The sequence below is a fragment of the Polaromonas sp. UBA4122 genome, from assembly GCA_002381615.1.
GTDB lineage: Bacteria > Pseudomonadota > Gammaproteobacteria > Burkholderiales > Burkholderiaceae_C > Polaromonas.
Genome location: DFWY01000052.1, coordinates 505 through 27,014, shown reverse-complemented (window position 1 = coordinate 27,014; position 26,510 = coordinate 505). Strand labels below are relative to the sequence as shown.

The following is a 26,510-nucleotide window of genomic DNA, read 5'->3' as shown; positions in this document are numbered from 1 at the left end:
TCAGTGGTTTGGCGCGTGCTTGAAAGGATGAATCGAGCTGCGTCAGACGCGCTTGAACACCAGCGAGCCATTGGTGCCACCAAATCCGAAATTGTTTTTAACCGCCACTTCAATTTTGGCGTCGCGCGCTGTGTTGGCGCAGTAATCCAGATCGCACTCGGGATCCTGATTGAAGATGTTGATGGTGGGAGGAATTTTCTGGTGATGTAATGCGAGCACTGTGAACACCGATTCAATGCCACCAGCGCCGCCCAGCAAATGGCCGGTCATGGATTTGGTCGAGCTGACCACCATGTTCTTGGCATGGCTACCAAATGCCGCTTTGATGGCATTCGTTTCGTTCAAGTCGCCCAGTGGCGTCGACGTGCCGTGGGCATTGAGGTACTGAACCTGATCGGCATTGACACTGGCATTTTTCAATGCCATGGCCATGGAACGGCGGGGACCGTCGATGTCGGGTGCGGTCATGTGATGAGCGTCAGCGCTCATGCCAAACCCGATGACTTCGGCGTAGATCTTCGCGCCACGCGCTTTTGCGTGCTCGTATTCTTCGAGCACCACGACGCCACTGCCCTCGCCCAGCACAAAGCCATCCCGGTCCCTGTCCCAGGGGCGCGAAGCTGTTTTGGGGTCTTCATTGCGGGTCGACAACGCACGGGCCGCTGCAAAGCCGCCAACACCCAAAGGCGAAACCGTCGCTTCAGCCCCGCCGGCAACCATGACGTCGCAATCACCGTATTCAATCATGCGCGCCGACAGTCCGATGGCATGAAGACCGGTGGTGCAGGCCGTCACGACTGCGATGTTGGGACCCTTGAAGCCGAACTTGATCGACACATGCCCGGAGATCATGTTGATGATCGTCGCTGGCACGAAAAACGGGGAAATGCGGCGTGGGCCACGATTCACCAGTTCGGTGTGCATCTGCTCGATCAACGGCAAGCCGCCGATGCCCGAACCAATATTGCAGCCGATGCGCGTAGCCAGCTCGTCGCCGAGTGCCTCGCCGGTAGGCAAGCCACTATCAGCAACCGCCTGGCACGCCGCAGCCAAGCCCAGGTGAATGAAGCGATCCATGTGTCGGGCTTCTTTTTCGGGGATGTAATCCGCGATATTGAAACCCTTGACCTCTCCTGCAAATTTACAGGCAAGATTGCTTGCATCAAATTGCGTAATCAGGTCAATACCGGGCGTTCCGGCAAGCAGGTTGGCCCAGGAATCGGCCACGGTATTACCTACCGGGCTGACACAACCCAGACCTGTCACGACGACACGACGACGGCTCATTCAGTAATCCTGAAAAAATCCTGAAAAGGCCGCGAACGGCTATTCAGGTTTGGTGACGGCAAAGGCGCGAAAGCCATAAGGAAACTCTGCATAACTCGGCGTGAGGGCGCGCGCCGTAGGTCGGGATGGGCTGCAAAGCGCAATTTGCTGCCAATAGCCTGCCTATTGGCAAGAATTGCAACGCCGCAGACCGCCCGCTCCGGCGGATGCGCGATCCAAGACGGGTTGTGCAGAGATTCCTCAGGCCTTTTGATGGGTGTTCGCGTAGTCAATCGCATTCTGGACGGTGGTGATTTTCTCGGCGTCTTCGTCGGGAATCTCAATGCCAAACTCGTCTTCCAGAGCCATCACCAGTTCTACGGTGTCAAGTGAGTCAGCGCCCAGATCAGCCACAAAGGCTTTTTCACTGGTGACTTGACCTTCTTCCACGCCAAGTTGTTCGGCAATGATTTTCTTAACACGTGCTTCGATATCGCTCATAGTTCCCTCTGAGGGTTGTAAATTAATCCGTGATTTTACCGCGTTAGAGACGTTTCCCTAAGCACCGGGCCGGACGGATAAAAACCGGCTTCGATTTCCTGTGTTTTACCACTGTCAACCCGCTGTTTTCATGAAACCCGCAAGGTCAACACCACACTAGCTGCTACATATACATGCCGCCATTGACATGAATTTCCTGGCCGGTGATGTAAGCCGCTTGCGGACTGGCTACAAAAGCCACGGCATGCGCAATATCCTGGGGTTTGCCAAGATGGCCCAGCGGAATTTGTCCCAGAAGTGCTTTCTGCTGCTCTTCGGGCAAGCTGGCCGTCATGTCGGTCTCAATAAAGCCTGGCGCCACGCAATTGACCGTGATATTGCGGGAGCCCAGTTCGCGCGCCAGCGCACGTGTCATGCCGGCCACGCCAGCCTTGGCTGCCGCGTAATTAGACTGGCCGGCATTGCCTGACGCGCCCACCACTGAGGTAATGCTGATGATGCGTCCATAGCGCTGCTTCATCATGGTGCGCATCACCGCGCGGCTCATGCGGAACACCGCTTTGAGGTTGGTGTCGAGCACCGCATCCCAATCATCGTCCCTCAGACGCATCGCCAGCATGTCGCGTGTAATGCCGGCATTGTTAACCAGGATCTGCAAGCCGCCGTGTTCTTTGACAATACTGTCTATCAGCGCCTCGGCAGCGGCCGCATCGTTCACGTTCAGATTCTTGCCGGCACAGCCCGGAAATGCGGCGAGGACGTGGCTGATTTTTGCAGCCCCCTCATCGCTGGTCGCCGTGCCAATCACCTTCAGACCCTTTTGGGCCAGTTCAAGCGCTATGGCGGCGCCTATGCCGCGCGATGCACCGGTGACCAGCGCAACCTGTCCTTCAAACTTCACTTCGCTCATGCCAGCATCTCCTTCACTTCAGCCAACGAGGCCGGATCAAACAAGGGCGCACCCGTCAACTCGGGATCAATTCTTTTGACCAGGCCGGCCAGCACCTTGCCCGGCCCGCATTCGACAATGGTGGCCAACCCCCGCGCCTTGATGGCTTGAACGCATTCAACCCAGCGCACCGGGCCAAACGCCTGCTGGTACAGCGCAGCCCGAATGCGGTCAGCGTCTATCTCTGTGGCCACCTCGATATTGTTGATGACAGGAATTTGGGGTGCCGCAAAATGAACGGCTGCCAGTTTTTCCTTGAGCTTCTCAGCCGCCGGCTTCATCAGGCTGGAATGGAACGGCGCCGACACTGGCAAAGGCAAGGCACGTTTTGCACCGTTGGCTTTGAGTACTTCACAAGCTTTGTCCACCGCAGCCTTGCTGCCCGCAATGACTGTTTGCATGGGGTCATTGAAATTGACGGCTTCAACCACTTCAGACGTATTGAGTCCAAACGTCCGCACCGCCTCAGCGCACCCTTCAATGACCTTGGCAGCTTCTAGGCCCAAGATCGCCGCCATCGCGCCCACACCCACAGGAACAGCGTCCTGCATGGCCTGCGCCCGAAAGCGCACCAGGGGCGCGGCTTGCGCCAGGGACAGCACCCCAGACGCCACAAGCGCAGAATATTCACCCAGCGAGTGGCCTGCCACCACGGCTGGCGCCGCACCGGTTTCAGCCATCCACGCCCGGTAAGCCGCCACACCCGCCACCAGCATCACAGGCTGGGTGTTGGTCGTCAAGGCCAGCGCTTCTTTAGGGCCTTCCTTGATCAGCCGACCTACATCCTGATCCAGCGCGTCGGATGCTTCCCTCAGCGTTTGCGCGATGACAGGGTGGTCACCCCAGGCGTCCAGCATGCCGAGCGACTGTGATCCTTGACCGGGAAAAACAAAAGCAAACGATTTCAAATAATTACTCCAGTTATCAAGCTTTTCAAGCGCGGAAAAGTATCAACACCCATTTCAAGGACACAACGCACAGCCGCGCCCTGTTCTGCTGCTGGCGCATCAGGGTGACAAGTGCGCACACCCGATCCCGTCCCCCTGAATCGCGCCAGCAATCTCACAGCGCCAGACTTCATGCATTGAAAAAGCGCCGCTGTTGCCAGCCACGGGTCGATGAGATAGTCCCAAAGATTGGTGGATTCCAACACGCCAAAACGCCATGCGAGCAAGGCCACGGCCACCAGCATAGGCAGAAGCCGCAGTCCTTTGACCCAACAAAACAGCGACACCGCCAACAGAGCCACCCACATGCCGGGCGCACCCCACCCCGCCCGGTAAGCATCCCAGTCGCCCCAACCCAGCGCGAGTGGATATAAAAATACTGCAGCCCCAGCCACCGCACCATTCACTGCCATTCGCTCCCGCTGACCAACTGCACGAAGGCCAAGCAGACGGTAGCATAGCCCCAGACAAGCCAGCGCCACCAACGTGATACTCAAGTCCGAACTGATGCCTCGTATATAGGCTACGAGCGGCAGATGAGCCGCTCCAGCCGGGCACCACAGAACCACAAAACAGGCGGCAGTGACCCATTTGGCCCATCGGGTGACGTGGGTAGCGCGGGTTAGGCCGCGCCGCCAGCTCAGCAGACGCAAACACCCGGCGCACAGCACCAGATCAATGCCCAGCAGGGCGACCAGATCAGTTAGGGGTGGCATCAGCATGGCTTGGGGCTGCCTGGGCAGCTGGAACGGGTTGCAGGGGATCAAACCGGACATGCTTGATACGCGTACGGTGCCACGTGTACACCAGATGAATATAGCCATCGCGGCTTTGCAGCAAATAGGGATATGAAAATTCCTGCGAACAGCTGTCCGCACCACACAGCTGGCGCTTGGCGCTGGCCACATAGGCTTGGGTCTGCTCTTCGCTGGCCCCACTGGCCTTGAGTTCGTTACCCAGTAAACGTTCGTAGTCGCTTATTGAAAGGCGTGTTTGGGGTGTGGCCGAGGACTCCACGATCCACGGACGTGCCCCATCGAAGGTGCCCTCTTTGCTTGCCTGCAACAGCGCAAGAATTTCTCGGTTCCTGGGTGCCGGGTTTAAGGCCAGCCACTGCGCGCCTGCATTGGTCACAACCCCGGCCACCGCTGAATCCGGATTGGGCCAGGTCGTTGCATGGGTGGAAGACCAGGTCTTGCCGGCGTCGTTGGTGGTGGACGCCATCAGGGCTCTGGCATTGCCCGAACGCATATAGACCTGCGCTTGCTCCGGTCCAGCTACCAGGACCACCGGTTGCAGGCTGGTCTGGCTGCCGGGGATGCGAATTTTGTCGACCACCTGGCCGTGGGGGTTGATTCGCAGGATTTCAGCAAATTTCGCCGCGAACTCGTGGTACACCGGCAAGCCGATTTGCCCATCCTGGTAGGCTATCGGTGCCCCTTTGACCAATGTGCTGATATTCAGAAACGGCGACGTCACCAGTCGCCGAGGCTCGCTCCAGGTGGCCCCTTCGTCCGTGGAACGTGCCCAGGTGATGGAACTGCCTGCCCACCCGCCCAGGGAAACATTGACCATCCACAGGCGGAGCGATCCATCCGGCGCGCGGGCAATCACCGGGTTACCCAGCTTTTTGACATAGCGCCAAAGTCCCTGCTGAATTTGCTGCCTGTCGAAGAGCGTGCTTTCCTCGCTCCAGCGCAAGCTCGCAGCGTCCATCACTGCGGTTCGGATGACCACATCCCCCGCACCTTCGCGCGAGCCCGAAAACCAGACCGCCCGCAAGCGGCCATCGCGCAACTCGACGAGAGAGGCCGAATGCACCGCCTGCCCCGGTGCGGCGGATACAAACTGTGCGTCAAAACGGAAACGGCCATCGGGTGACAGCTGTCGCGACGGCGAGCTTATAGCCGGACCGGCTTTTAGAGCGTCGCCCGAAGAAGTTGCCGGCGATGCGGCCTGCTGGGACACCATTGCAAAGTTCGCGGCGGGCAAGCGGTTATAAATTTTCCACCCGGCCAGGGCAAAGGCCGCCACCAGCAACAGAGCCGCCAAGCGGTCCGTCCGGTCCATTAAGCCTGACAGTCTGAGATTCAAGCAGCCACCTGTCTGTCAGAACCGGGCCGATGGATACATGGCAGTCATCTCAGTACTTGAGAAGCACCGCACCCCACGTGAAGCCTCCGCCCACGCCTTCCAGCATGAGGGTGTCGCCTTTTTTGACCTTGCCGCTGCGCACCGACACATCCAGCGCCAGCGGGATCGACGCAGCAGAGGTGTTGCCATGCTGGTCTACCGTGACAATCAGTTTCTCAAGTGGCATCTTCAGCTTTTTGGCGGTGCTCTGCATGATTCGAATATTGGCTTGATGCGGAATCATCCAGTCGACATCGGCGTCGGTCAGATTCGCTTTGGCGAGTGCGGCGCGGGCCGTGCTTTCGAGCATACCCACGGCCAGCTTGAACACGGCCTGCCCGTCCATTTTGAGCAAGGGATCGCCCAGCACCTGACCGCCCGATACATGGCCGGGCACGCACAAGATACCCACATGTTTGCCATCCGCGTGCAAATCGCTGGCGAGTATGCCGGGCGTATCGGAGGCTTCCAGCACCACCGCGCCCGCGCCATCGCCGAACAGCACGCAGGTTGTTCGGTCTGAAAAATCCAGAATGCGCGAAAACACCTCTGACCCAATCACCAGCGCTTTGGTGGCAGAACCGGTTTTGATCATGGCGTCGGCCAGGGTCAGCGCATAGATAAATCCGCTGCAAACCGCCTGGACATCAAAAGCCGGACAACCGGCAATACCCAGCTTGTTCTGCAAAATGCAGGCCACGGACGGAAACACCATGTCCGGCGTTGACGTGGCAACGATGATGAGATCAATGTCGCTCGCTTGCAAACCCGCAGCGTCCAGCGCGTTTTTGGCGGCCTCCAGGGCAAGGTCACTGCTGCAAACATCGGGCGCGGCAAAGTGGCGGGCCCGGATACCCGTGCGCTCCACAATCCATTCATCGGAAGTTTCAACGCCCTTGGTGGCCAATTCGGCGGCCAGTTCGGCGTTGGTCAGTCGGCGCGGTGGCAAATAGCTGCCGGTGCCGGAAATGCGTGAATAACGGGTCATTGATCAGTGTGCCGGTTAGTGTGCCGGTGTTGAAACTGGTGATTCAACGGGCATCGAGGAGACCGCAGGCGCCGTCTCGGATAACGGTGCCACTTGCGCCGCAACCAGCAAAGGGGCAGCATGGGCGATGCGTTCGCGAACTCTCTCAAGCAAGTTGTTCCGAGCCGCATCATAAGCCCGATTAAGCGCCCGCTCAAACGCAAAGGCATCCGCAGAGCCGTGGCTTTTGAAGACCAAGCCTTGCAGGCCCAGCAGTGCAGCCCCGTTGTAGCGGCGATGGTCAAAACGATTTTTAAATGCAGTTAAGACCGGATAGGCTACGATAGCCGCAATTTTAGTCAGGATATTGCGAGAGAACTCTGCTTTAATAAAGTTGCCGATCATGTTGGCCAAGCCTTCGCTGGTTTTGAGCGCCACATTACCCACAAAACCATCGCACACCACAATATCCGTCGTGCCCTTGAAAATGTCGTTCCCTTCGACATTCCCATAAAAATTTATATCCCCAGAATTAGATGCCGATCGCAAGAGTTTGCCGGCTCTTTTAATTATTTCACTACCTTTTATCGCTTCTTCACCAATATTAAGCAACCCGACACTGGGCGCAGGGTTGTTGCTAATGGCCGCGACCAGCGCAGACCCCAGGACCGCAAACTGCAGCAAATGGTGTTCGGTGCAGTCCACATTGGCGCCCAGATCGAGCACTGTAGTGGCCCCCCCCGCCGCATTGGGCAACTGTGAGGCGATGGCCGGCCGATCGATACCGTCCATAGTTTTAAGCACGTAGCGAGCAATAGCCATCAGGGCGCCGGTGTTGCCGCCCGATACGGCGGCATGGGCCACGCCGTCCTTGAGTTGATTCAATGTCACCCGCATGGATGAATTTTTCTTGCGCCGCAAAGCGATTTCTATCGAATCGCCCATGGTGACGATCTCGCTGGCAGCAACGATTTGGCAACGGGAGTGCGATTGCAGCCGTTCGTGCAGCGGGTGCATCGCCAGAACCTCTGGCTGGCCCACCAGCACCAGCGAGGCATCCGGATGACCGTCCAGGAACGCCAGACTGGCCGGGACGGTGACAGCGGGACCGACGTCACCACCCATGGCATCGACAGCGATCCTGATCATAAGAAGACCGGTGCAGTCAAGAATTGGAGTTTAAGCAAAAGAAAGGCCCGCAGTATGAGTGCGGGCCAGTAGTTAAAGCGCGAAATTACGCTTCAGTTTTAGTTTTCAGCACCTTGCGACCACGGTAAAAACCGGTCGGGCTGATGTGATGACGAAGGTGAGTTTCGCCAGTGGTTGATTCCACGGCGATGCCTGGCACGGTCAGTGCATTGTGCGAGCGGTGCATACCGCGCTTCGAAGGTGACTTTTTGTTTTGCTGGACGGCCATAATCCGCTCCTGAGGAAGTGTAGGGTTGGTAAATTACGCACCAAATTTTTCAATTGGGGGGTAGCTGGACCGTATGGGGCCGTATCACTACATTGGTACGCGAAGCTTTTGATTATAGCCTGATACGGGGTAATTTCCATCGAGACCCCATTCACCCGTCTATGAGGACCTGCAAGCACACCCTTCTTCCACGCTCACAAATAAGTTCAAACCAACTACTTTTTCTTTTTAAGTTGCACCAGCACAGCAAAAGGATTTGGCTTCTCAGCGGATTCGCCGACGATATCAGCCTCACCAGCATGCAGCGTGGGGCCGACTGGGCATTGGTCATGCATGGGCACCAGCGGCAGGGCCATCAACAATTCGTCTTCCAGCACGGCGAGCAGATCAAAGTGCGGCTCCATGACCAGCAAGTCTTCTTCGGACTGGTCGTCTTCGGCCATGGCGATGTCTTCGTTGGCCACAAAGCGGTACCACTGATTTACTTCCACCGGGTTTAAAACAACACCCATGCAACGCTGGCAAGTCAGCGGAATCATCGCTTTTGCCTGCAGATGCAACCACACCTCGTCGTCGCCATCCGCGCGCGGCCGCAACTCGGCCCGGGCTTGCCACTGTACAGATGAATCGGGCTGCAGCCCTTGCGTTTCCTGCGCAAGGCGCTTCATATTTCGTAGCAAAGTGGTTGCTACGAGCGGCACGCCATCTTGGGCGAGAGCCTGCATATCGAGTCGGCTGGGTTGAAGATTTCTGGTCATGGGTGCAGTGTAAGAGAATCGGGGCATGAATCCTGACTACCCACTGGTCGCAGCACCACCGAGAACCCGCTCACTGGTACTAGGCTCGACTTCGCGCTACCGCCGCGAACTGCTGCAGCGCCTGCAAATCCCGTTTGACGTGGCCGCGCCTGAGGTGGACGAGACCGCTCTGCCTGGCGAAACCCCTTGCGGGCTCGCCGAGCGTCTGGCCCTGGTCAAGGCGCGTGCGGTTGCACATGCTTTCCCCCATGCCGTTGTCATTGGCGCTGACCAGGTGGCCGACCTGAATGGCCTGCCACTGGGCAAACCGGGTACCCATGAAAGGGCAGTCGCGCAATTGCGCCAGATGCGGGGGCAGACCGTGATTTTTCAAACCGCTGTAGCGGTGGTGTGCCTGGAAAGCGGGTTTGAAGAGAGCAGCCTGGCCGCGGTCCGGGTGAGGTTTCGCGATCTGACTGACGACGAGATTGAAAACTACCTGCGAGCCGAGCAACCCTATGACTGCGCAGGCAGCGCCAAAAGCGAAGGCTTGGGTATCGCGTTGCTGGAATCAATTGACAACGATGACCCCACCGCACTGGTCGGCCTGCCACTGATCCGTACCTGCAAAATGATCCAGGCAGCCGGTATAACCCTGCTTGCGAACAGCAAGGTGCGCTCATGAGCAGCGCTGCCAAACCTGCGCGCGGCAAACTCTACCTGGTGCCCGCGCCGCTTGATTTCGGCTGCGACTCTCAAACGCCTCTCCAGGACGTGATGCCTTGGGCGACGCTGCAGGTCGCCGCCCGGCTGCCCTGCTGGATTTGCGAGAACGCCAAAAGCACGCGCGCCTATTTGAAGCGCATCAACGAGCTGCAGCCCTTGAGCCATGCACTGCAGGCGCTACAAATTCAGGAGCTGCCGCGCGAGGTTCACAAGAAGGGTGATCACACCGGCAACTTCGACGCGCGGCCGCTGCTGGCGGCTGCAATGGAAGGCCGCGACATGGGCCTGGTCAGCGAAGCCGGCATGCCTGCCATTGCCGACCCGGGCTCGTCAGTGGTGCGCGCAGCCCATGACCTCGGTCTGCAGGTGGTGCCGCTGACGGGGCCCATGTCGCTGATGCTGGCGCTGGCTGCAAGCGGCCTCAACGGACAGAACTTCGCGTTTGTGGGCTACCTGCCGCAAGACCCCGCCGGGCGGACCCAGCGCATCCTGGAACTGGAGTCGCTGACCCTTAAAACCGGCCAGACCCAGCTCTTTATTGAAACACCCTACCGCAATGCCGTTCTTTTACAGGCGCTGCTGCAGACGCTGCAAGGCAACACCCGGCTGGCGCTGAGCTGTGGCCTGACGATGAACAAGGGCTGGACGCGCAGCGCGCCGGTCAGCGCCTGGAAGCAGGGCAAGCTTGGCGCACCGCTGGATTTACCCACGGTCTTTTGCATAGGCCGCTGACAAGCATCCAGCCCATACCCACCACAAAAAAGCCCGCAAGATACAAACTTTTTGCGGACTTTTGTATGGGCTGATTGACGCCGCTTGGCTAAGCGCTTAGCGAATCGCGGGAATCGCCTTGAAGGCCTTCATGGCACCTTCTCCCATGGCCGCGCCAAACTTCTTGGCCAGGCGCTCCGCCACGTTTTCGCGGCGTGTGTAATCGATGATTTCCTCGGCCTTGACCACTTCGCGCGCGACGTAATCCAGATTGCCCAGCTGGTCGGCCAGGCCCAACTCCACCGCCTGCTGGCCACTCCAGAAAAGGCCGCTGAACATCTCGGGCGTTTCCTTCAGCCGCTTGCCGCGTCCGGCTTTGACCACGGTGATGAACTGCTGGTGAATCTGGTCCAGCATGACCTGCGCGAATGCACGCTGCTTCTCGCTCTGCGGGCTGAAAGGATCGAGAAAGCCCTTGTTTTCACCGGCAGTAATCAGCCGGCGCTCCACGCCCAGCTTGTCCATCAGGCCGGTAAAGCCAAAGCCGTCCATCAGCACGCCGATGCTGCCAACGACGCTGGCTTTGTCGACATAAATCCCGTCAGCCGACACGGCAATGTAGTAAGCGGCCGATGCGCAGGTTTCTTCAACCACGGCATAGACCGGTTTTTTATATTTGGCCTTCAGCCGCAGGATTTCGTCATTCATCATGCCGGCCTGCACAGGGCTGCCGCCCGGGGAATTGATCAGCAGCACAATGGCCTTGGCGCCCTCGTCTTCAAACGCAGCACGCAGCGCCGCATTGACAAACTCGGCACTGGCGTCGGCATCGGCAGCGATTTCACCCTTGATCTCAACCACGGCCGTGTGCGGCGTTTTCGCGTCGCTCGCCGGGGTGCCGCGGTGCAATGCCATCCACACCAGGACAACAAAGAATGCCAGCCAGGACAGGCGCACAAAGGTCTTCCAGCGGCGCGTGGCTTTCTGTTCATTGAGCGATGCAAACGCCAGCTTCTCCAGCGTCGCCCGCTCCCACCCAGGAACGCCGGAAGGGTCTGTTCCAGCAGATTTACTTGCTATTATTTCAGGAGCGCTGCCCGCTTGATAAGAAAGGGACTCCGGCTGATTTTTCTGAAGTCCCGGATTTTGGGACGGGTCAAGAGAAGGGTCGGTATTGCCGGGGCTGTTTGAATCATTCATGGTCGCTAGTTTAGAGAAGTATTTAGAGTAGTACCGGATTGAGGTTGTAAGCGGAATGCCAATAAACGACACCGCCATTTTCCGAAAGCGCTATTTTGACCAGTCCGCCCTGGCAGGGGCCACCCGCACATTGGCCGGTAGCAGGCAGGTAAGCCGCGCCATGACTGGCGCACAGCAGCCACTGGCCACTGTCGTCAAAAACCCGGTTGGGTTGCCAGTCCAGCTCCATCGCCACATGCGTGCAGCGGTTCAGGTAGGCATGCGGCAGGCTTTCGTAACGGATTGCAAAGGCCCGGCAGGTCTGGCCTGCATAGTTGACATCAAACGGCACCGAATGCCCGCCCTCAAGCAAATCGCGGGCATTGCAAAGGGGAAGCAACTCGTTCATGGCGGGGTTGAAAGGTCAGTGTGGTGGCGAGCTAAGCGTTGGTGAGAAGCCAGTCGTGCAGTTCCCGCACCGAGTGCGCTACATGGCGCGGAGCCAGGGCCACAAAAGCGTCGGGCTCGTGCGCGCCGTAGCTCACGCCTACGCTGGGGCAAGCCGCATTGAACGCCATCTGCAGGTCGTGCGTGGTGTCGCCCACCATCAATACCCGTTCGGCCGGAATGTCGAACTGCGCCATCAGCTCGTGCAGCATGCGCGGATCCGGCTTGCCAGCCGTCTCATCGGCGGTGCGGGAGCCGTCAAAAACGCCCTTGAGTTCAACGCTTTGCAGCGCCTCGTCGAGCCCGCGCCGTGATTTACCGGTCGCCACCGCCAGCAGATGGCCGCGCGCCTTGAGCCCATCGAGCAGCGGCAACACCCCCTCAAAGAGGCTCAGGTCGTTGCAATTGGCAGTGTAGTGGTGGCGATAGCGCGCGCCCAGCTCGGGGTATTTTTCGGGTGGCACATCGGGGGCGGCGTGGGCCAATGCCTGCATCAGGCCCAGCCCAATCACATAGCCCGCCGCCTTGTCGGTGGGCACCGTGCCGCCCACATCACGCACCGCCGCCTGGATGCAGCGCACGATGATCTGCGTGGAGTCAAACAGCGTGCCATCCCAGTCGAACGCAATCAGGTCAAAGTTTCGAATATCCATCACGATATTGTCGCCGGCATCGACCAACACTGCAGGGCGTGATCAGCGCAATTTCTCAGGCGTTCTCAGGTCGAGGCGGCAAAAACTGCTGCAGCTCATCGGGCAAGGGCGCTTGCAGGTGAATCGCTTTTCTCGTTTTGGGATGCTTGAATTTCAGGCTCCAGGCATGCAAAAACATGCGTTTCAACGATGTCCCGCCGGGGCCGGACTTTTGCAGCGCTCTGTTCAGTTCGAAGTCACCGTATTTGTCGTCCCCAGCAATCGGATGCCCAGCGCTTGCCAGATGCACCCGAATCTGGTGCGTGCGGCCGGTCTTGATGGTGACTTCCAGCAGGGTAAACGGTGTAGCTGGCGCCACAGGCTTCGCGGGAATGGCAGACTTGACCTTGACCAGCGTAACCGATCGCATGCCGTCGGGATGGTCGTTGGCCACCACCTTGACGCGCCGCTCGCCAGCACCGGATGTGCCTTCTTTGCCTTGCAGCAGGTATTTGTGCAGCGCGCTGTCTATCACGCGGTGATTGGCGGGCCAACTGCCACTGACCAGTGCCAGATAGATCTTGTCGGTTTCGCGCTCCCTGAATTGCTCTTGCAGCAACTTCAGGGCCATGCGCCGCTTGGCAATCAGCAAAATACCGCTGGTTTCGCGGTCCAGCCGATGCACCAGTTCCAGAAAATCGGCCTCGGGTCGGGCCATGCGCAGTTGCTCAATCACCCCGAAGCTCACGCCGCTGCCGCCATGCACGGCCACGCCGGCCGGTTTGTCGATAGCCAGCAGGAAGTCATCTTCGAAAAGAATCGGGAATTCACGCGATGGCGCATAGCCGCCTACGGTAGAGCTGGCACCGTGCCGCGCCACCTCTTCGGCCATGGCCTGGGCTTTTTGTTCGGCGCGCTCTGAGGTCCGTACTGGCGGCAGGCGCACGATGTCACCGGCTTCCACACGGGTGTCGGCCTGCGCGCGGCCCTTGTTGACCCTCACCTCGCCGCTGCGGATGATCCGGTAAACATGGGTTTTGGGAACGCCCTTGAGCTGGCGGATCAAAAAATTGTCGAGCCGCTGGCCCGCGTAATCTTCATCGACCGTGACCAGGGTCGCCTGGGTCGCTTGGGGCTCGCCATCGCGGATTTCAGGGCTTGGCGGGGCTTGGTGCGGGTTCCTGGAGGCATGGACAGAAACGGGAATGGCGGCGCGGACAGGGGATTTCACCGGTCGCCCCGCCTTGCCTGAAGCTGCCCCTATAATGTGTTTCACTAGCGATACGCTGTAAGTAGTTGATTTGTCTGGAGTTTAGTCCACGCAAATCCGAAGCCCTTCAAAAGGCAAACAAACAGCCTCGCTGGAAGGTCGATGCCAATGCTGGCAATTGCCCGCAAGCGACGAGTGCCAGGCACTTCGCGGCGAGTGATTTGCAATGCAGACGAGTCGACGTTTTGCGAATACAACTACGGAATATTATGTGTGCAGCCCAAGTCACGAACAAAAGGCTGCATGCGGATCCAGGTGAGATCAAGTCCTTTAACAGGTAGCCCGTTGATGACAACACTGGTCAGTCTGATTTTTCTATGCCTGCGGCGCTTTTTGGCCCTGCTTTATGGCACAAATCAGCCTGCAGCCCTTGTACAGCGGGTGCAAGCAGCTACTTTTTTGTAGCAAACACCTATTGGACCCCGGCTCACTCCATCCACGCGCCTACGCCCAGACCCGAGTTGGCTGACTGATTCTTCAGTCGGCCAGCGCGCTGTCAAAAGCTCTCCGGCAATTCCCCACGTTCGCATTGCGTCCCTCCTGGCGTCGTTGGCCCATTTTGGGCAGGTGATGCTCGAGACATCCAAGAGATGTTTTGAGGCATCGGAATGAAGAACGATAAAGGAATACCCGATGAAACGGATGCTGGTAAATGCCACCCAGGCAGAAGAACGCCGCCTGGCGATTGTTGACGGACAAAAACTCCTCGACTACGAAATTGAAATTGAAGGGCGCGAGCAGCGCAAGGGCAACATCTACAAGGCCGTCGTCACCCGCGTCGAGCCTTCGCTGGAAGCCTGTTTTGTTGATTACGGCGAAGACCGCCACGGTTTTCTGCCGTTCAAGGAAATTTCCAAACAATACTTTGCGCAAGGCGTGCCGATCAGCCAGGCCCGCATCAGCGATGTGATCAAAGAGGGCCAGGAACTGCTGGTCCAGGTCGAAAAAGAAGAGCGCGGCAACAAGGGCGCGGCCCTGACCACCTTTGTGTCGCTGGCCGGCCGCTATGTGGTGCTGATGCCCAACAACCCGCGCGGTGGCGGCGTATCGCGCCGCATCGAAGGCGAGGACCGCGCCGATCTCAAGGAAGCCCTCGACCAGCTCGAATACCCCAACGGCATGAGCATCATCGCGCGCACTGCCGGCATTGGCCGTAGCGCGCCTGAGCTGCAGTGGGACTTGAACTACCTGCTCAAACTCTGGACCGCGATTGACGGCGCGGCCAAGGGCGGCAAGGGCGCTTTCCTGATTTACCAGGAATCCAGCCTGGTGATTCGCGCGATTCGCGACTACTTCAACAGCGACATCGGCGACATCCTGTTCGACACCGATGACGTCTACGAACAGGCGCGCCAGTTCATGGCCCATGTGATGCCCGAGCACGAGCACCGCGTCAAGCGCTACCGTGACGACGCCCCGCTGTTCAGCCGCTTCCAGATCGAGCACCAGATCGAGTCGGCCTACGCCCGCACCGTGCAACTGCCTTCGGGCGGCGCCATCGTGATTGACCATACCGAGGCTCTCGTGTCGGTTGACGTCAACTCGGCCCGCGCCATCAAGGGCGGGGACATCGAGGAAACGGCCACCCGTACCAACCTGGAAGCCGCCGATGAAGTGGCGCGCCAGATGCGTCTGCGTGACCTGGGCGGCCTGATCGTGATCGACTTTATCGACATGGAAGAGTCGCGCAACCGCCGCGATGTTGAAAACCGTTTGCGCGACGCCCTGCGCCAGGACCGCGCACGCGTGCAGTTCGGCACCATCAGCAAATTCGGCCTCATGGAAATGAGCCGTCAGCGCTTGCGCCCGGCGCTCAACGAAGGCGCTTCCATTCCCTGCCCGCGTTGCGGCGGTTCCGGCCACATCCGCGACACCGAAAGCTCGGCGCTGCAAATTCTGCGCATCATCCAGGAAGAATCACTGAAGGACAGCACGGCCTCGGTGCTGTGCCAGGTGCCTGTCGATGTCGCGTCTTTCCTGCTCAATGAGAAGCGCTCCGAAATCAGCAAGATCGAACTCAAGCAGCGCATCAACGTGCTGCTGGTTCCCAACAAGACGCTGGAAACGCCAAACTACCGCCTTGAGCGCCTGAAGCACGACGATCCGCGCCTGGACAATATCGAAGCCAGCTACAAGATGGCTGAAGAGATTGAAGACCCGACGACGGTGACACGCCGCAGCCAGGAAAAGCACAACAAGCAGGAACCCATCATCAAGGGCGTTCTGCCCGACGCGCCCGCTCCAGCGGCAATCCCCAGGCCGGCAGCGGTCGCAGCAGCCCCTGTTGCGCCCAAAGTGGCACCACGCCCGGCATCCACCGCACCAGCACCGGCACCTGCCGAAAAAGGATTGTTCGGCTGGATCAAGAGCCTGTTCGGCGGTGCGGAAACGCCAGCTGCAACGCCTGCAGCCAGGGAAGTGACGAAAGACGAGCGCGGCGAAGCACGACGTGAGGCACGCCCGGACGGACGTCCTGATGGACGCGGTGAGCGTTCGGAGCGCGGTGGCCGTGATAGCCGCCGCGGCGGCCGTAGCCGCGGTGAAGGCCGAGGTGAAGGCGGTACCGAAGGTCGTAGCGAGAACCGTAATGAAGGCCGTAGCGGCGAACGCCGTGAGCGCAGTCCTGAAGGACGCGCCGAAGGTGGCCGCCAGGATCGCCAGGAACGACCAGCCGGTGAGAACCGCAATGAAGGCCGAATCGAAAGCCGAAGCGAAGACCAGCCGCGCAATGAAAACCGCGAAGGCCGTGGCGACCGCAACCGCCGTGAGCGTGGTGAACGCGGCGACCGCATCCCGCGCGATGCGGTAGAGCAGGATCTCGCGCTGGCCAACCAGGCCGCCATGGCAGCGGCCATGGGCGCTGAAGCTGCCGGGCAACGCCAGGACAGAACGGTCCAGGAAACGGGTCCTGATGGCGAGCGCCAGCAAGGTGGACGCGGTGAGGGCCGGAGCGAAGGCCGCCGTGAACGCGGTGAGCGTGGTGGCGAACGCAGTGGCCGACGCAACGACCGCCGTGGCGATCGCCCCGATGGCGCCACCGCACCGGTCGCAGGCACCCAGGCCGACAGTTTTGACGCCGCGCACCCCGCCGTCGTGGCTGGCCTGGACGAGGCCGGCAACCCGGTGGTACCGGCGTCATCCACCGACAGCCAGGCTCCCGCCGAGAGGCTAGAAGAAGGCCAGGACCGCCAGCCTCGCGAACGCCGCAGCCGTGACCGCTATGGCCGCGACCGCCGTGAACGCGGCGGTCGCAACGAGCAGCCCCTTGAGGGCAGTGCGACGCCCGGCAACGTCGAGTTTTTAGAGTCAAATCAGCCTCAAGCCCAGCAAGAACGGGCACCTATAGCTACTGAATTTGTAGCGCCCGTCGCCCCACCGGCAGCCGTCTACACGGCGCCGTTGCTTGCGCCCAGGCCAGCACCGGCTCCGGTGCAAGCGGCGGCACCGGCGGCCATCGCACTGCCCAAGGTTCAGTCCTACGACTTGCCCTTGCAGGACCTGGCTCAGGTAGCTCAGGGCTCAGGTCTGCAGTGGATCAATTCCGATGCAGCCAAGATTGCCGAAGCGCAAGCTGCGATCGCCGCTGAAGTCAAGCCCGTTCAGGTGCCGCGCGAGCGCCCTGCGCTGGTGGTATCTGGTGAAGCTCCGCTGGTGCTGGTCGAGACCAAACGTGATTTGGGCACTCTGCCATTGCCGTTTGAAAAATCTGCAGATTGAGGGTCATTTAACCCCGTGAAAAAGGCTCCACTCGGAGCCTTTTTCTTTGTCTGTCTTTTGTTGGTCTTGCAGACACGTCTCAAACGTTTCTGTTTCACTGCCTTTCCTCACGCCATAGCGGGCTTTTTTTGGCAGTGCGCAAGAAGAACATTTAAAACACATCTGCCGCACGGCCCACGACAGACAGGTCCTGCAGTGATTTTTTAAACCTGCGCGGCCCGCTTGTAGGCCTGCGCGGCAGCCGCTTCATCCTCGCGCTGCTCGGCCAGAACCGCCAGGGCCCGCCATGCATTGCGGTGCAGCGTCCCATCCTGCAAGGCTGGTGCGGCCTGCGAGAGGAGTTGACGGGCTTTGCCCCAGAGCTGGCGGTTCAGGCAGGCCATGCCCGCAAGGTACTGGAGGTTGGCATCACGCGGACGGCTGAGCTGCGCCGTTTCGATACGGGCCAGCCAGGCGGCATCGAGGGAATCGAGGCCGGCTTCGAGCGCCGCTATCAGTTTGATGCGCAGGTTGTCGCCGATGCTGGAGTCTGGCTGCATCATGCGGTCCCACACCGGCAACAGCCACGAACGGGCCAACTCGGCATCGCCATGCAGCGCCATCAGGCGCGAGGCAGCCTGGACCACCAGCTCAGGCATGGCGCGTTCGCTTTCGTCGAGCGAGAACCAGGCCTGCTGCAGTTGCGCCGGATCGTGCGCGTCATTGAGCAACTCCAGCGCCAGGCCGCGCACAATACTTTGCGCCGCGGCCTGTGAGAACGCGCGGTGTTTGGCCAGCAAGCGCGCAGTCTCCAGCGCCTGCGCGGTCTGCCGCGCCTGCCGGGCGGCGCGCAGCTTCATGCGCAGGGCCAGCGTGCGCCGTGCGGCACCCTGCGGCAGCTGGGTCAGCCAGTCGAGTGCAGCGCCGGCATCACGGTCGTCCAGCGCCCAGCGTGCAGCGCGAAACTGCACGCCCTCGCGCACGCCCTGTGCTTGGCGCTGGGCCGAACTCTGGAGCGCCAGTTGCAGATGCTGGTCCCGCAAGGCCTTGTTCTGAAGCGACTGCGCGCTTTCAGCCACCAGCAAGTGCGCCAGCGAACGCAGTTGGCTGGCGCGGCTCAGGCTGTGGCCGGTCGCATGGCCTGATGGATCGGTCAGCAGCTCCAGGCTTTTTTCCTGCGCCAGCGCGTTTTGCGCCGAGGTGGTGGCCCGGATGTAACGCCCCGCCAGCAGGTGCGCCAGCGAGTCCATGAGTGCACCGTACATGGCGCGCTCTTTCTGCTGGGCACGCCAGCGTTTGGCTTCGGCGGGCAAGGAAAATACGGCCGACACGGCGCGCAAGGCCACATGCAGGAGCATGAAAAAACCTGCCAGCAGCAGCACCATCAGGTTGAACGAAATATCGAACCGGTGCGGCGGCCAGAAAATGGTGACCACCGCCTGGTTGTTGCCGGCAAACAGGGCCACCGCGACGGCCACGCCAAACAGGGCCAAAAGCCAGAGAGCGGCGCGCATGGTAAGCCTTGCCCTTCAGCGGCCAGCAGCCGCGGTGGCCAGCGCGGCCATGGTTTCGTCCAGGCGGGGCAGTTCGCTGGTTTTCAGCTGGCTCTGCACCTGGGCAAGCAACTGGACGGCCGCCTGGGTTTTGCGCGAAACCGGGTCAAAGTATTTGCCCAGCCAGGCGTTGGCGCTGGCCAGATCGGCGCGCGCCGCTTCGGTCTGGCGCGACAACAGCCCCAGGCGCGCGTTGAGCAGCCTGAGTTTGAGGTTTTCACGCAGGAAAAACGATTGTTCGGGTGCCAGCAAGGCTGCCTCGGGCTGGTCGATGCGGCTCACGCGCAGCAGCTTGCGGGCTTCCTCCCACAGACTGTCCAGCGTGCGCTGCGACCAGGCATGGAGCGCCAGCTTGTCAAACACCAGCAGGGAAGGCTTGCCAGCCGCCGCTAGCGGCACGGTCGACGCCGTTGAGGCCGCTACGCGTGATGAGATACTGTCCACCATCGCATTGGCCACCGGCAATTCGTCGGCCAGGCGAACCAGTTCGTCGAGTTTGATCATCAGGACTGGCACATCGGTGAGGCTGGCCGCCTTGATGCGATCCATGTCCCGGGTAATCGCGCGCTGCAAGGGGTTCAGACGGGGCTGGACGGCGCGTGACAGGCGCTGATCGGCCGATTTGAGCGCAGCAAGCAAAGGCGCGGCGCTACCGGTGAGTTGCGCCTGCTGCTGGGCCAGCCGCAGCGCAGACTCCACATCCACCACCAGGTTTTCATCCCGCGAGCGGGACAGGCTTTGCATCAGTTCTTCAAGTTGGGTGCGCTGCAGGCTGACTTCGCTGATGCGGGATTCCTGCAGCGCCAGCCGCGCCGACAGTTCACGTGTGCCCTCCTGGGCCTGGCGGGCCAGCGTGCGCGCCTCAATGGCCTGCGCGCCTGCATCGGTACTGCGGCGGGCGAGTTCTTCCTGGATATTGCCGAGCTTTTGCCACAGCAAACCGCTGGTCAGCAACCCGGCTGCGGCCAGCACAACCACCAGCAGCGCCCACTTGGCAGGCACCAGCCAGGCGTCCAGCGGCACGGGTTGCGGCTCGGCCTCAATCAGCCCGTGCCCCCGCCCGCGCTCCAGCACAGGCTCGTCATCGGGCGCAGGTGGGGGGGACGGGGCTGGGTGGCTGTCGCTCATGGATAGCGTGATTCTATCGAGACAAGCGTGTCCTTGATGTCCTTCAGTGCAGGGCGTGACTCCACAACAACGCCCCAGCCGGCGGCCCGCACGGCGTCAAGAATACGAGGGTGCGTGGCCACGGCGCGCGCGCGGCTCCAGTCCACGCCGGACAGCGCGGGCAGGTTGGCCAGGTTGGTCACAGCCTCCGAACTGCTGAAGAGCCACACTGACCCATCGGTGCTGGCAAGCCGCGCCCGCTGGAGCTGCGCGTCGGCCAGCCTGGGTGCGCGGCGCTGGTATACACCCACGAAATCAACCTGCGCACCTGCGGCCTCCCACTGACGGGCGATCCAGTCGCGTCCCTGTGACGCTGCGTTTTCCCCCGCAGGGCCCAGGTTTTCCCCGCGCACCACCAGCACGCGGCGGCCCTGCCAGTCGCGCTGGCCGACGACTTTCCACAGAGATTGCGAGTCAAACTGGCGGGCATCGGCAGCCGGTGCATCAATCTGCCTGGCGGGGACGCCTGCGGCGACCAGCGCTGCCACCGTGCCTGGGCCGGGCGCCATGAAACGCAGGCCTGGCGGCACCTCGTCCGGTACCGGGTCTGCTATTTTATTAATAGCTGCTTGCGCCCATGGATATTTGGCTAAAGCCTCTTTTTGCTTAAAAAAATACTCTACAGCATTGCCACTGACGAACAGGCAGGCAGCGTAGCGGTCCAGCGTTTGCCAGACCCGCGTCAGCGCCTGCACATCCGCGGCGGCCGAGGCGGGCGAAATTTCAATCAGGGGCAAGGCCTCAGCCGCAAAACCACCCAGCTGCAGCTGCTGCACCCAGTGCTGGGCGTCACGCGTGGGCCGGGTCACAATGACGCGGGCCGTGCTCACACCGGCCCCCAGCATCATGGAGTTGGGGCGTTGCTGGTCCAGACGGCGCCGCCGGCACGGAGCTGCGCCGCCACCGCTTCGCCCAGCGCCTCGGCCTCGTCAAAACTGCGCACCACAGCGGTTTTTTGCACCCGGATGAGCGGAGTCGGCAAGACACCCGAGGAGCCGGAGGATGCCTGAGCGGTGCTCGGATCACCCCAGGCCGCGTTGAGCTGCATGACGTCGTTGCTGCCCTGTGTAACCGGGCCTTGCGTGAAAGCCGCCAAGGGCATGGAACAACTGCCGCCCATGGCGCGCGACACCGTACGTTCGGCCGTCACCGCCAGCCAACTTGGCTGATGCGCCAACGTGGCCAGCGCCTCCCGTAAATCGGCGCGATCAGCCCGCACTTCAATCCCCAAAGCGCCCTGCCCGGCTGCGGGCAACATATCGGCCGTCGCAAAGGCGGCGCGAATGCGCGCCTCCAGGCCCAGTCGCTTCAGCCCGGCTGCGGCCAGCACAATGGCGTGGTATTGGCCATCATCAAGCTTGCGCAAGCGCGTGTCGAGGTTGCCACGCAGCGCCTCGATTTTCAGATCGGGCCGCAAGGCCTTGAGCAGCACCAGCCGGCGCAGGCTGGACGTCCCCACCACGGAGCCCTGCGGCAAGTCGGCCAGACAAGAAAACTGGTTGGATACAAAGGCGTCGCGCGGGTCTTCGCGCTCAAGCACACAGGCCAGTGCGAACCCCTCGGGCAGGTCCATGGGAACATCCTTGAGCGAATGCACAGCCAGATCGGCCCGACCTTCGCTGAGGGCGACTTCCAGCTCCTTGACGAACAGGCCCTTGCCACCGACTTCGCTCAAGGATCGGTCCAGAATCTGGTCCCCCTGGGTGGTCATGCCCAGCAGATCCACCTGCCAGCCCAGACGTGATTCGAGCAGGGCCTTGACATGCTCGGCCTGCCACAGCGCCAGACGGCTTTCGCGCGTGGCAATGACAACTTTTTTCATAACTTTCCTGACGGTTTGAAACGCTCAAGACGCTCGTAACCTGTTGGTAATCTTTGATAGTGAGTGAATGCTAGCATGGGAGTTTAAGACATAGAGGGTAGAGATGGTCACTTCCGCGCGCGCCAGAAACGTCAAAGAGAACGCTAAAGACAAGGCTTCCGGACGAACCAGAGACAACGACCGCCCCCTGGTGGAAGACATCCGCCTGCTGGGTCGCATCCTCGGCGATGTAATTCGCGAACAAGATGGCGTCGCCGCCTACGAGCTGATCGAGCAGGTGCGCAAGCTGTCGGTGGCCTTTCGCCGCGACGCCGACCAGGACGCCGACAAGGCGCTTAAAAAACTGCTCAAAAGCCTCTCGGGCGACCAGACCGTCAGCGTAATCCGCGCCTTCACCTACTTCAGCCATCTGGCCAACCTGGCCGAAGACCGCCACCAGCTCCGTCGCCGGGCCGTCCACGAGCGTGCAGGCGACACCCAGGAAGGCAGCATCGAAGTGACGCTGGCACGCCTGCGCCGGGCCGGCATCGCGCCTAAAACCATCGCTAACACGATGGCCCATAGCTTCGTGTCGCCGGTGCTCACCGCCCACCCGACCGAAGTGCAGCGCAAAAGTATCCTGGATGCCGAACGCAACATTGCGCAGCTGCTCACGGCACGCGATGGCATCCTGGCGCTGACGCAGGCCATGAGCACCGCCAAAGACGCGCTGACCCCGCGCGAACTGGCCGCCAACGAAGCCCAGTTGCGCGCGCGAGTGGTGCAGCTGTGGCAAACGCGCCTGCTGCGCTTTTCCAAGCTCACGGTGGCCGACGAAATCGAGAACGCCCTGAGCTACTACGAAACCACCTTCCTGCGCGAGATTCCCAAGATCTACGCCAACCTGGAGCGCGAGCTCGGCAACCAGCCCGTGCACAGCTTTTTGCGCATGGGCCAATGGATAGGCGGCGATCGCGATGGCAACCCCTATGTCAGCGCAGAAACCCTCAACTATGCGCTGAGCCGGCAGGCCGAAGTAGCGCTGCGTCACTACCTGACCGAGGTGCACTTTCTGGGCGGGGAGCTGTCCATGTCGGCCATGCTGGTCAATGTCAGCGCCGAGATGCGCGTCCTGGCCGAAAGCTCACCCGACACCAGCGAGCACCGCAAAGACGAGCCCTACCGCCGTGCGCTGACCGGGGTTTACGCCCGATTGGCCGCCACACTGAAGGCGCTGACCGGCGGCGAGGCTGCGCGCCATGCCGTGGCACCGCAAAATGCCTATGCCCGAGTCGAAGATTTCCTGGCGGACCTGCGCACCCTGGAGCACTCGCTCAAGGCCCATCACGGGGAAGCCCTGGTTGCCCAGCGTCTGCACCCGCTGATCCGCGCGGTGGAGGTGTTTGGTTTTCATCTCGCCACGGTCGATCTGCGCCAGAGTTCCGACAAGCATGAAGCAGTGATGGCCGAGCTGCTGGCCGTAGCACGGATCGAGCCCCACTACGCCAGCCTGGACGAGGCTGCCAAGCGCGCGCTGCTGATGCAGCTGCTCAATGACGCCAGGCCCCTGCGCGTGATCGGCACCAGCTACTCGGCGCTCGCCCAAAGTGAGCTGGCCATCTTTGAAGCCGCACGCACCGCGCGCGCGAGTTTCGGCAAGGAAGCCATCCGCCACTACATCATCAGCCACACCGAAACGGTGAGCGATTTGCTCGAAGTGCTGCTGCTGCAAAAAGAAGTGGGCCTGATGCATGGCACGCTGGATCATCACGCGACCTGCGACCTGATCGTGGTGCCGCTGTTTGAAACCATTGAAGACCTGCGCAATGCCGCGCCCATCATGCGCGAGTTCTACGCCCTGCCCGGCATGGCACAACTGGTGCAACGTGGCCGTCCTGACCAATACTGCGAGCAGGACATCATGCTCGGCTACTCTGACAGTAACAAGGACGGCGGCATTTTTACCAGCAACTGGGAGCTCTACCGCGCCGAGATCGCACTGGTGGAACTGTTTGATCAGCGGGCCGATTCGCACAACATTCAATTACGCATGTTCCATGGCCGTGGCGGCACGGTCGGCCGCGGCGGCGGCCCAAGCTATCAGGCCATCCTGGCGCAGCCTCCAGGCACCGTGCGCGGACAGATCCGCCTGACCGAGCAAGGCGAGGTCATTGGCTCCAAATACGCCAACCCTGAAATCGGCCGCCGCAACCTCGAAACCCTGGTGGCCGCCACCTTGGAGGCCACCCTGCTGCAGCCGACCAAACCCGCCACCAAGGCCTTCCTGCAAGCCGCCGCCGAGCTGTCGCAAGCCAGCATGGCGGCCTACCGCGCGCTGGTGTACGAGACCCCCGGTTTCACCGAGTATTTTTTCAGCGCCACGCCGATCCGCGAGATCGCCGAACTCAACATCGGATCGCGGCCAGCGTCAAGAAAGGCCTCGCAAAACATTGAAGACCTGCGCGCCATTCCCTGGGGCTTCAGTTGGGGCCAATGCCGTCTGACCTTGCCCGGCTGGTATGGCTTTGGCGCCGCGATCGAGCAGCGGCTCAATCAGGGCGACTCGCCCGCCAGTCGCAAAGAGGCGCTGAGCCTGCTGCAAAAGATGTACCAGCAGTGGCCCTTCTTTCGCACCCTGTTGAGCAACATGGACATGGTGCTGGCCAAGAGCGACCTGGCACTAGCTTCGCGCTATGCCGAACTGGTGGGCGATGCCAGGCTGCGCAAAAAGATTTTTACCGCGATCGAGGCCGAGTGGCACCGCACAGCGCAAGCGTTGGCGCTGATCACCGGAGAAAAACAGCGGCTGGCCGGCAACGCCGCGCTACAGCGCTCCATCCGCCACCGTTTTCCCTACATTGATCCCCTGCACCACTTGCAGGTCGAGCTGGTACGGCGCTACCGCGCAGGCCAGACCGACCAGCGGGTGCAAACCGGGATTCATATTTCGATCAACGGGATTTCCGCCGGATTGCGCAACACCGGTTAACTGTCGGTCCGGTCCTACAGCCGCAACGGACGCGTCTGATGCCACCGAACGTCTTGGGCTCGTAGCATGGGTTTATGTCCCGAATAATGCGCCGCTTGATTGTGGCGCAGGCAACACCCCTCAGGAGATCAAAAACCATGACCACGTCCAATCCCGCGGCCGCAAGCCGCTTTGCGGTTACCAATCAGTTTGTATCCAGTGACTTTCTCGCACTTGCCTCGCACATGAACGACTGCCAGCGCTCGCGCGGCCGTTTTTTCGCCCTGCGTGCCACGCTGGAGACATTGCATGCCATGGCGTCGCCGCGAATCGTGACGACCGGCGCGCTGTTCGTGTTCTGCGGCTTGGGCCTGCTGGTCTTGGTCTGAGCGAGTGGACGGGTGGACGCCGCCTGCATCGACCGGCTCGAAGCGCTAACCCCTTACGCCCGCAATATCCTTCTGTCGCGCGGGGGTGAAGCCGAGCCGCCCATTCGCGCTGAACTGTTCGGCATCCAGCGCTTCGAAGAGCACGGCCGCAGTCTGGCGCAAGCCCAGGTGGTCGAAGCCGATGCCAGCTCGCGCCGCCGCGCCTCCTTTTTTCCGCGCGTTGAGGAGAACCTCGCCGCGTTGCGCAATGCCTACGATTATGTAGCGCTGACTTCGCGCAGCGGCCATTATGTGACACCCGCCGCCGAGTGGCTGCTTGACAATTTCCACCTGGTCGAAGCACAGCTGGAGCAGATCCACGAAGGCGTGCCGCGCCGCTACTACGACAGCTTGCCCAAGCTGGCGGCCGCGCCGCTGGAAGGACTGCCACGCGTCTATGGCATCGCCTGGGCCTATGTGGCTCACACCGACAGCGTCCTCAACCCCGAGGTTTTCACGGCGTTTATCAATGCCTACGAGGACAGCAGTGAACTGCGGCTGAGCGAACTTTGGGCCTTGCCAACAACGCTGCGCGTCGTGCTCCTTGAAAACCTGCGCCGGGTGGCGGACACCATCGCGCAAGGCAAGGTGGCGCGCGAAGTCGCCCATGCGGTTTGGGACTGCGCGAACCGGCTGGGCGACGCCAATCTCGACTCGATTTACGCGCTGATGAAGCAGCACGGCCTGCAACGCAGCTACCTGACCCAACTGTGGCAGCGCATGCCCACGGAACGGCTGGACAGCTCACCCGCGCTGGTGCTGTGGACCGAAAGGCATTGCCTTGACGGGCACGTGCTTATAGTCGAAAGCCAGACCACGCAGGTGGCGACCAACATCACGGTCGGCAACATCATCACCACCTTGCGCATGATCGGCCAGGTCGATTGGGTGGAGCTGATCGAGCCGGTGAGCCGTTCGTTGCAAGTGCTGAGGCAGTTGCCCAGCTTAGCCCAGGAAAGCGAACTCACGCGCCAGCAGATCACCCATTCCATGGAGCGGCTCCCCCCCCCCCCCC

General features: G+C 61.0%; 23 protein-coding genes and 1 pseudogene. 6 read left to right on the top strand and 18 right to left on the bottom strand.

Annotation, left to right across the window (positions count from 1 at the left end; translation table 11 throughout):
- Positions 1 to 42 precede the first annotated feature (42 nt).
- The 10 genes from fabF to B3F77_RS06900 form a co-directional block, all read right to left on the bottom strand.
- The gene (gene fabF / locus B3F77_RS06945; RefSeq protein ID WP_293604251.1) at positions 43 to 1,287 is read right to left on the bottom strand and encodes a beta-ketoacyl-ACP synthase II; all 1,245 of its coding nucleotides are present in this window, start codon (positions 1,285 to 1,287) and stop codon (positions 43 to 45) included.
- 240 nt (positions 1,288 to 1,527) lie between these two features.
- Positions 1,528 to 1,767, bottom strand: coding sequence for an acyl carrier protein (acpP, locus tag B3F77_RS06940; RefSeq protein WP_011484542.1), 240 nt, complete (start codon positions 1,765 to 1,767; stop codon positions 1,528 to 1,530).
- A gap of 163 nt (positions 1,768 to 1,930) precedes the next feature.
- Complete coding sequence (gene fabG / locus B3F77_RS06935) at positions 1,931 to 2,677, bottom strand: 3-oxoacyl-ACP reductase FabG (protein ID WP_293604250.1); 747 nt, start codon at positions 2,675 to 2,677, stop codon at positions 1,931 to 1,933.
- Positions 2,674 to 3,624, bottom strand: a complete 951-nt coding sequence (fabD, locus tag B3F77_RS06930) for an ACP S-malonyltransferase (RefSeq protein ID WP_293604249.1) — start codon at positions 3,622 to 3,624, stop codon at positions 2,674 to 2,676. The genes fabG and fabD overlap by 4 nt, the downstream gene beginning before the upstream one ends.
- On the bottom strand, positions 3,621 to 4,148 hold the full coding sequence (locus tag B3F77_RS06925) for a hypothetical protein (RefSeq protein ID WP_293604248.1): 528 nt from the start codon (positions 4,146 to 4,148) through the stop codon (positions 3,621 to 3,623). The genes fabD and B3F77_RS06925 overlap by 4 nt, the downstream gene beginning before the upstream one ends.
- Before the next feature lie 214 nt (positions 4,149 to 4,362).
- Complete coding sequence (locus B3F77_RS06920) at positions 4,363 to 5,733, bottom strand: sialidase family protein (RefSeq protein WP_293604247.1); 1,371 nt, start codon at positions 5,731 to 5,733, stop codon at positions 4,363 to 4,365.
- 73 nt (positions 5,734 to 5,806) lie between these two features.
- Positions 5,807 to 6,784: a beta-ketoacyl-ACP synthase III gene (locus B3F77_RS06915; protein WP_293604246.1), complete on the bottom strand. Its 978-nt coding sequence runs from the start codon at positions 6,782 to 6,784 to the stop codon at positions 5,807 to 5,809.
- A gap of 15 nt (positions 6,785 to 6,799) precedes the next feature.
- Positions 6,800 to 7,912: a phosphate acyltransferase PlsX gene (gene plsX / locus B3F77_RS06910; protein WP_293604245.1), complete on the bottom strand. Its 1,113-nt coding sequence runs from the start codon at positions 7,910 to 7,912 to the stop codon at positions 6,800 to 6,802.
- 85 nt (positions 7,913 to 7,997) lie between these two features.
- On the bottom strand, positions 7,998 to 8,180 hold the full coding sequence (gene rpmF, locus B3F77_RS06905; RefSeq protein WP_293604244.1) for a 50S ribosomal protein L32: 183 nt from the start codon (positions 8,178 to 8,180) through the stop codon (positions 7,998 to 8,000).
- Positions 8,181 to 8,395: 215 nt separating this feature from the next.
- On the bottom strand, positions 8,396 to 8,938 hold the full coding sequence (locus tag B3F77_RS06900; RefSeq protein WP_293604243.1) for a YceD family protein: 543 nt from the start codon (positions 8,936 to 8,938) through the stop codon (positions 8,396 to 8,398).
- Between the two features lie 25 nt (positions 8,939 to 8,963).
- Here B3F77_RS06900 and B3F77_RS06895 point away from each other — a divergent pair, with 25 nt between their 5' ends.
- Together B3F77_RS06895 and B3F77_RS06890 are read left to right on the top strand one after the other, a co-directional pair.
- The gene (locus tag B3F77_RS06895; protein ID WP_293604242.1) at positions 8,964 to 9,602 is read left to right on the top strand and encodes a Maf family nucleotide pyrophosphatase; all 639 of its coding nucleotides are present in this window, start codon (positions 8,964 to 8,966) and stop codon (positions 9,600 to 9,602) included.
- Positions 9,599 to 10,375 carry an SAM-dependent methyltransferase gene (locus B3F77_RS06890; protein ID WP_293604241.1) on the top strand — a complete coding sequence of 259 codons (777 nt, stop codon included), beginning with the start codon at positions 9,599 to 9,601 and terminating at the stop codon, positions 10,373 to 10,375. Before B3F77_RS06895 ends, B3F77_RS06890 begins: the two co-directional genes overlap by 4 nt.
- A gap of 96 nt (positions 10,376 to 10,471) precedes the next feature.
- Here the strand turns inward: B3F77_RS06890 and B3F77_RS06885 are convergent, their stop codons facing one another.
- The 4 genes from B3F77_RS06885 to B3F77_RS06870 are packed head-to-tail and all read right to left on the bottom strand — an operon-like array spanning position 10,472 to position 13,843.
- Positions 10,472 to 11,554 carry a S49 family peptidase gene (locus B3F77_RS06885; protein ID WP_293604240.1) on the bottom strand — a complete coding sequence of 361 codons (1,083 nt, stop codon included), beginning with the start codon at positions 11,552 to 11,554 and terminating at the stop codon, positions 10,472 to 10,474.
- Between the two features lie 22 nt (positions 11,555 to 11,576).
- The gene (locus B3F77_RS06880; RefSeq protein ID WP_293604239.1) at positions 11,577 to 11,942 is read right to left on the bottom strand and encodes a Rieske (2Fe-2S) protein; all 366 of its coding nucleotides are present in this window, start codon (positions 11,940 to 11,942) and stop codon (positions 11,577 to 11,579) included.
- A gap of 31 nt (positions 11,943 to 11,973) precedes the next feature.
- Positions 11,974 to 12,633: an HAD family hydrolase gene (locus B3F77_RS06875; protein WP_293604238.1), complete on the bottom strand. Its 660-nt coding sequence runs from the start codon at positions 12,631 to 12,633 to the stop codon at positions 11,974 to 11,976.
- A 55-nt stretch (positions 12,634 to 12,688) separates the two neighbouring features.
- The gene (locus B3F77_RS06870) at positions 12,689 to 13,843 is read right to left on the bottom strand and encodes an RluA family pseudouridine synthase (protein WP_414702970.1); all 1,155 of its coding nucleotides are present in this window, start codon (positions 13,841 to 13,843) and stop codon (positions 12,689 to 12,691) included.
- Positions 13,844 to 14,515: 672 nt separating this feature from the next.
- Between B3F77_RS06870 and B3F77_RS06865 the strand changes: the two genes are divergently transcribed.
- Positions 14,516 to 17,599, top strand: a complete 3,084-nt coding sequence (locus B3F77_RS06865) for an Rne/Rng family ribonuclease (RefSeq protein ID WP_293604237.1) — start codon at positions 14,516 to 14,518, stop codon at positions 17,597 to 17,599.
- A 203-nt stretch (positions 17,600 to 17,802) separates the two neighbouring features.
- Here B3F77_RS06865 and B3F77_RS06860 read toward each other — a convergent pair whose 3' ends face one another.
- Genes B3F77_RS06860 through hemC form a run of 4 tightly spaced genes read right to left on the bottom strand, consistent with a single transcriptional unit; the run spans position 17,803 to position 22,120 of the window.
- Entirely contained in the window at positions 17,803 to 19,092 is a 1,290-nt protein-coding gene (locus tag B3F77_RS06860) for a heme biosynthesis HemY N-terminal domain-containing protein (protein ID WP_293604236.1), read from the bottom strand.
- Between the two features lie 15 nt (positions 19,093 to 19,107).
- A complete protein-coding gene (locus B3F77_RS06855; protein WP_293604235.1) occupies positions 19,108 to 20,259 on the bottom strand; it encodes a uroporphyrinogen-III C-methyltransferase in 1,152 nt (383 codons plus the stop codon).
- Complete coding sequence (locus B3F77_RS06850; protein ID WP_293604234.1) at positions 20,256 to 21,146, bottom strand: uroporphyrinogen-III synthase; 891 nt, start codon at positions 21,144 to 21,146, stop codon at positions 20,256 to 20,258. Before B3F77_RS06850 ends, B3F77_RS06855 begins: the two co-directional genes overlap by 4 nt.
- Positions 21,143 to 22,120 carry a hydroxymethylbilane synthase gene (gene hemC, locus B3F77_RS06845; RefSeq protein ID WP_293604233.1) on the bottom strand — a complete coding sequence of 326 codons (978 nt, stop codon included), beginning with the start codon at positions 22,118 to 22,120 and terminating at the stop codon, positions 21,143 to 21,145. Before hemC ends, B3F77_RS06850 begins: the two co-directional genes overlap by 4 nt.
- A gap of 103 nt (positions 22,121 to 22,223) precedes the next feature.
- Here hemC and ppc point away from each other — a divergent pair, with 103 nt between their 5' ends.
- From ppc to B3F77_RS06830, 3 genes and pseudogenes are all read left to right on the top strand, one after another.
- Positions 22,224 to 25,088 (top strand): phosphoenolpyruvate carboxylase, encoded by a 2,865-nt coding sequence (ppc, locus tag B3F77_RS06840; RefSeq protein ID WP_293604232.1) that lies wholly within the window; start codon positions 22,224 to 22,226, stop codon positions 25,086 to 25,088.
- A 137-nt stretch (positions 25,089 to 25,225) separates the two neighbouring features.
- The gene (locus tag B3F77_RS06835; RefSeq protein WP_293604231.1) at positions 25,226 to 25,456 is read left to right on the top strand and encodes a hypothetical protein; all 231 of its coding nucleotides are present in this window, start codon (positions 25,226 to 25,228) and stop codon (positions 25,454 to 25,456) included.
- A gap of 12 nt (positions 25,457 to 25,468) precedes the next feature.
- Positions 25,469 to 26,510: pseudogene (locus tag B3F77_RS06830) on the top strand (hypothetical protein); the annotation flags it as partial.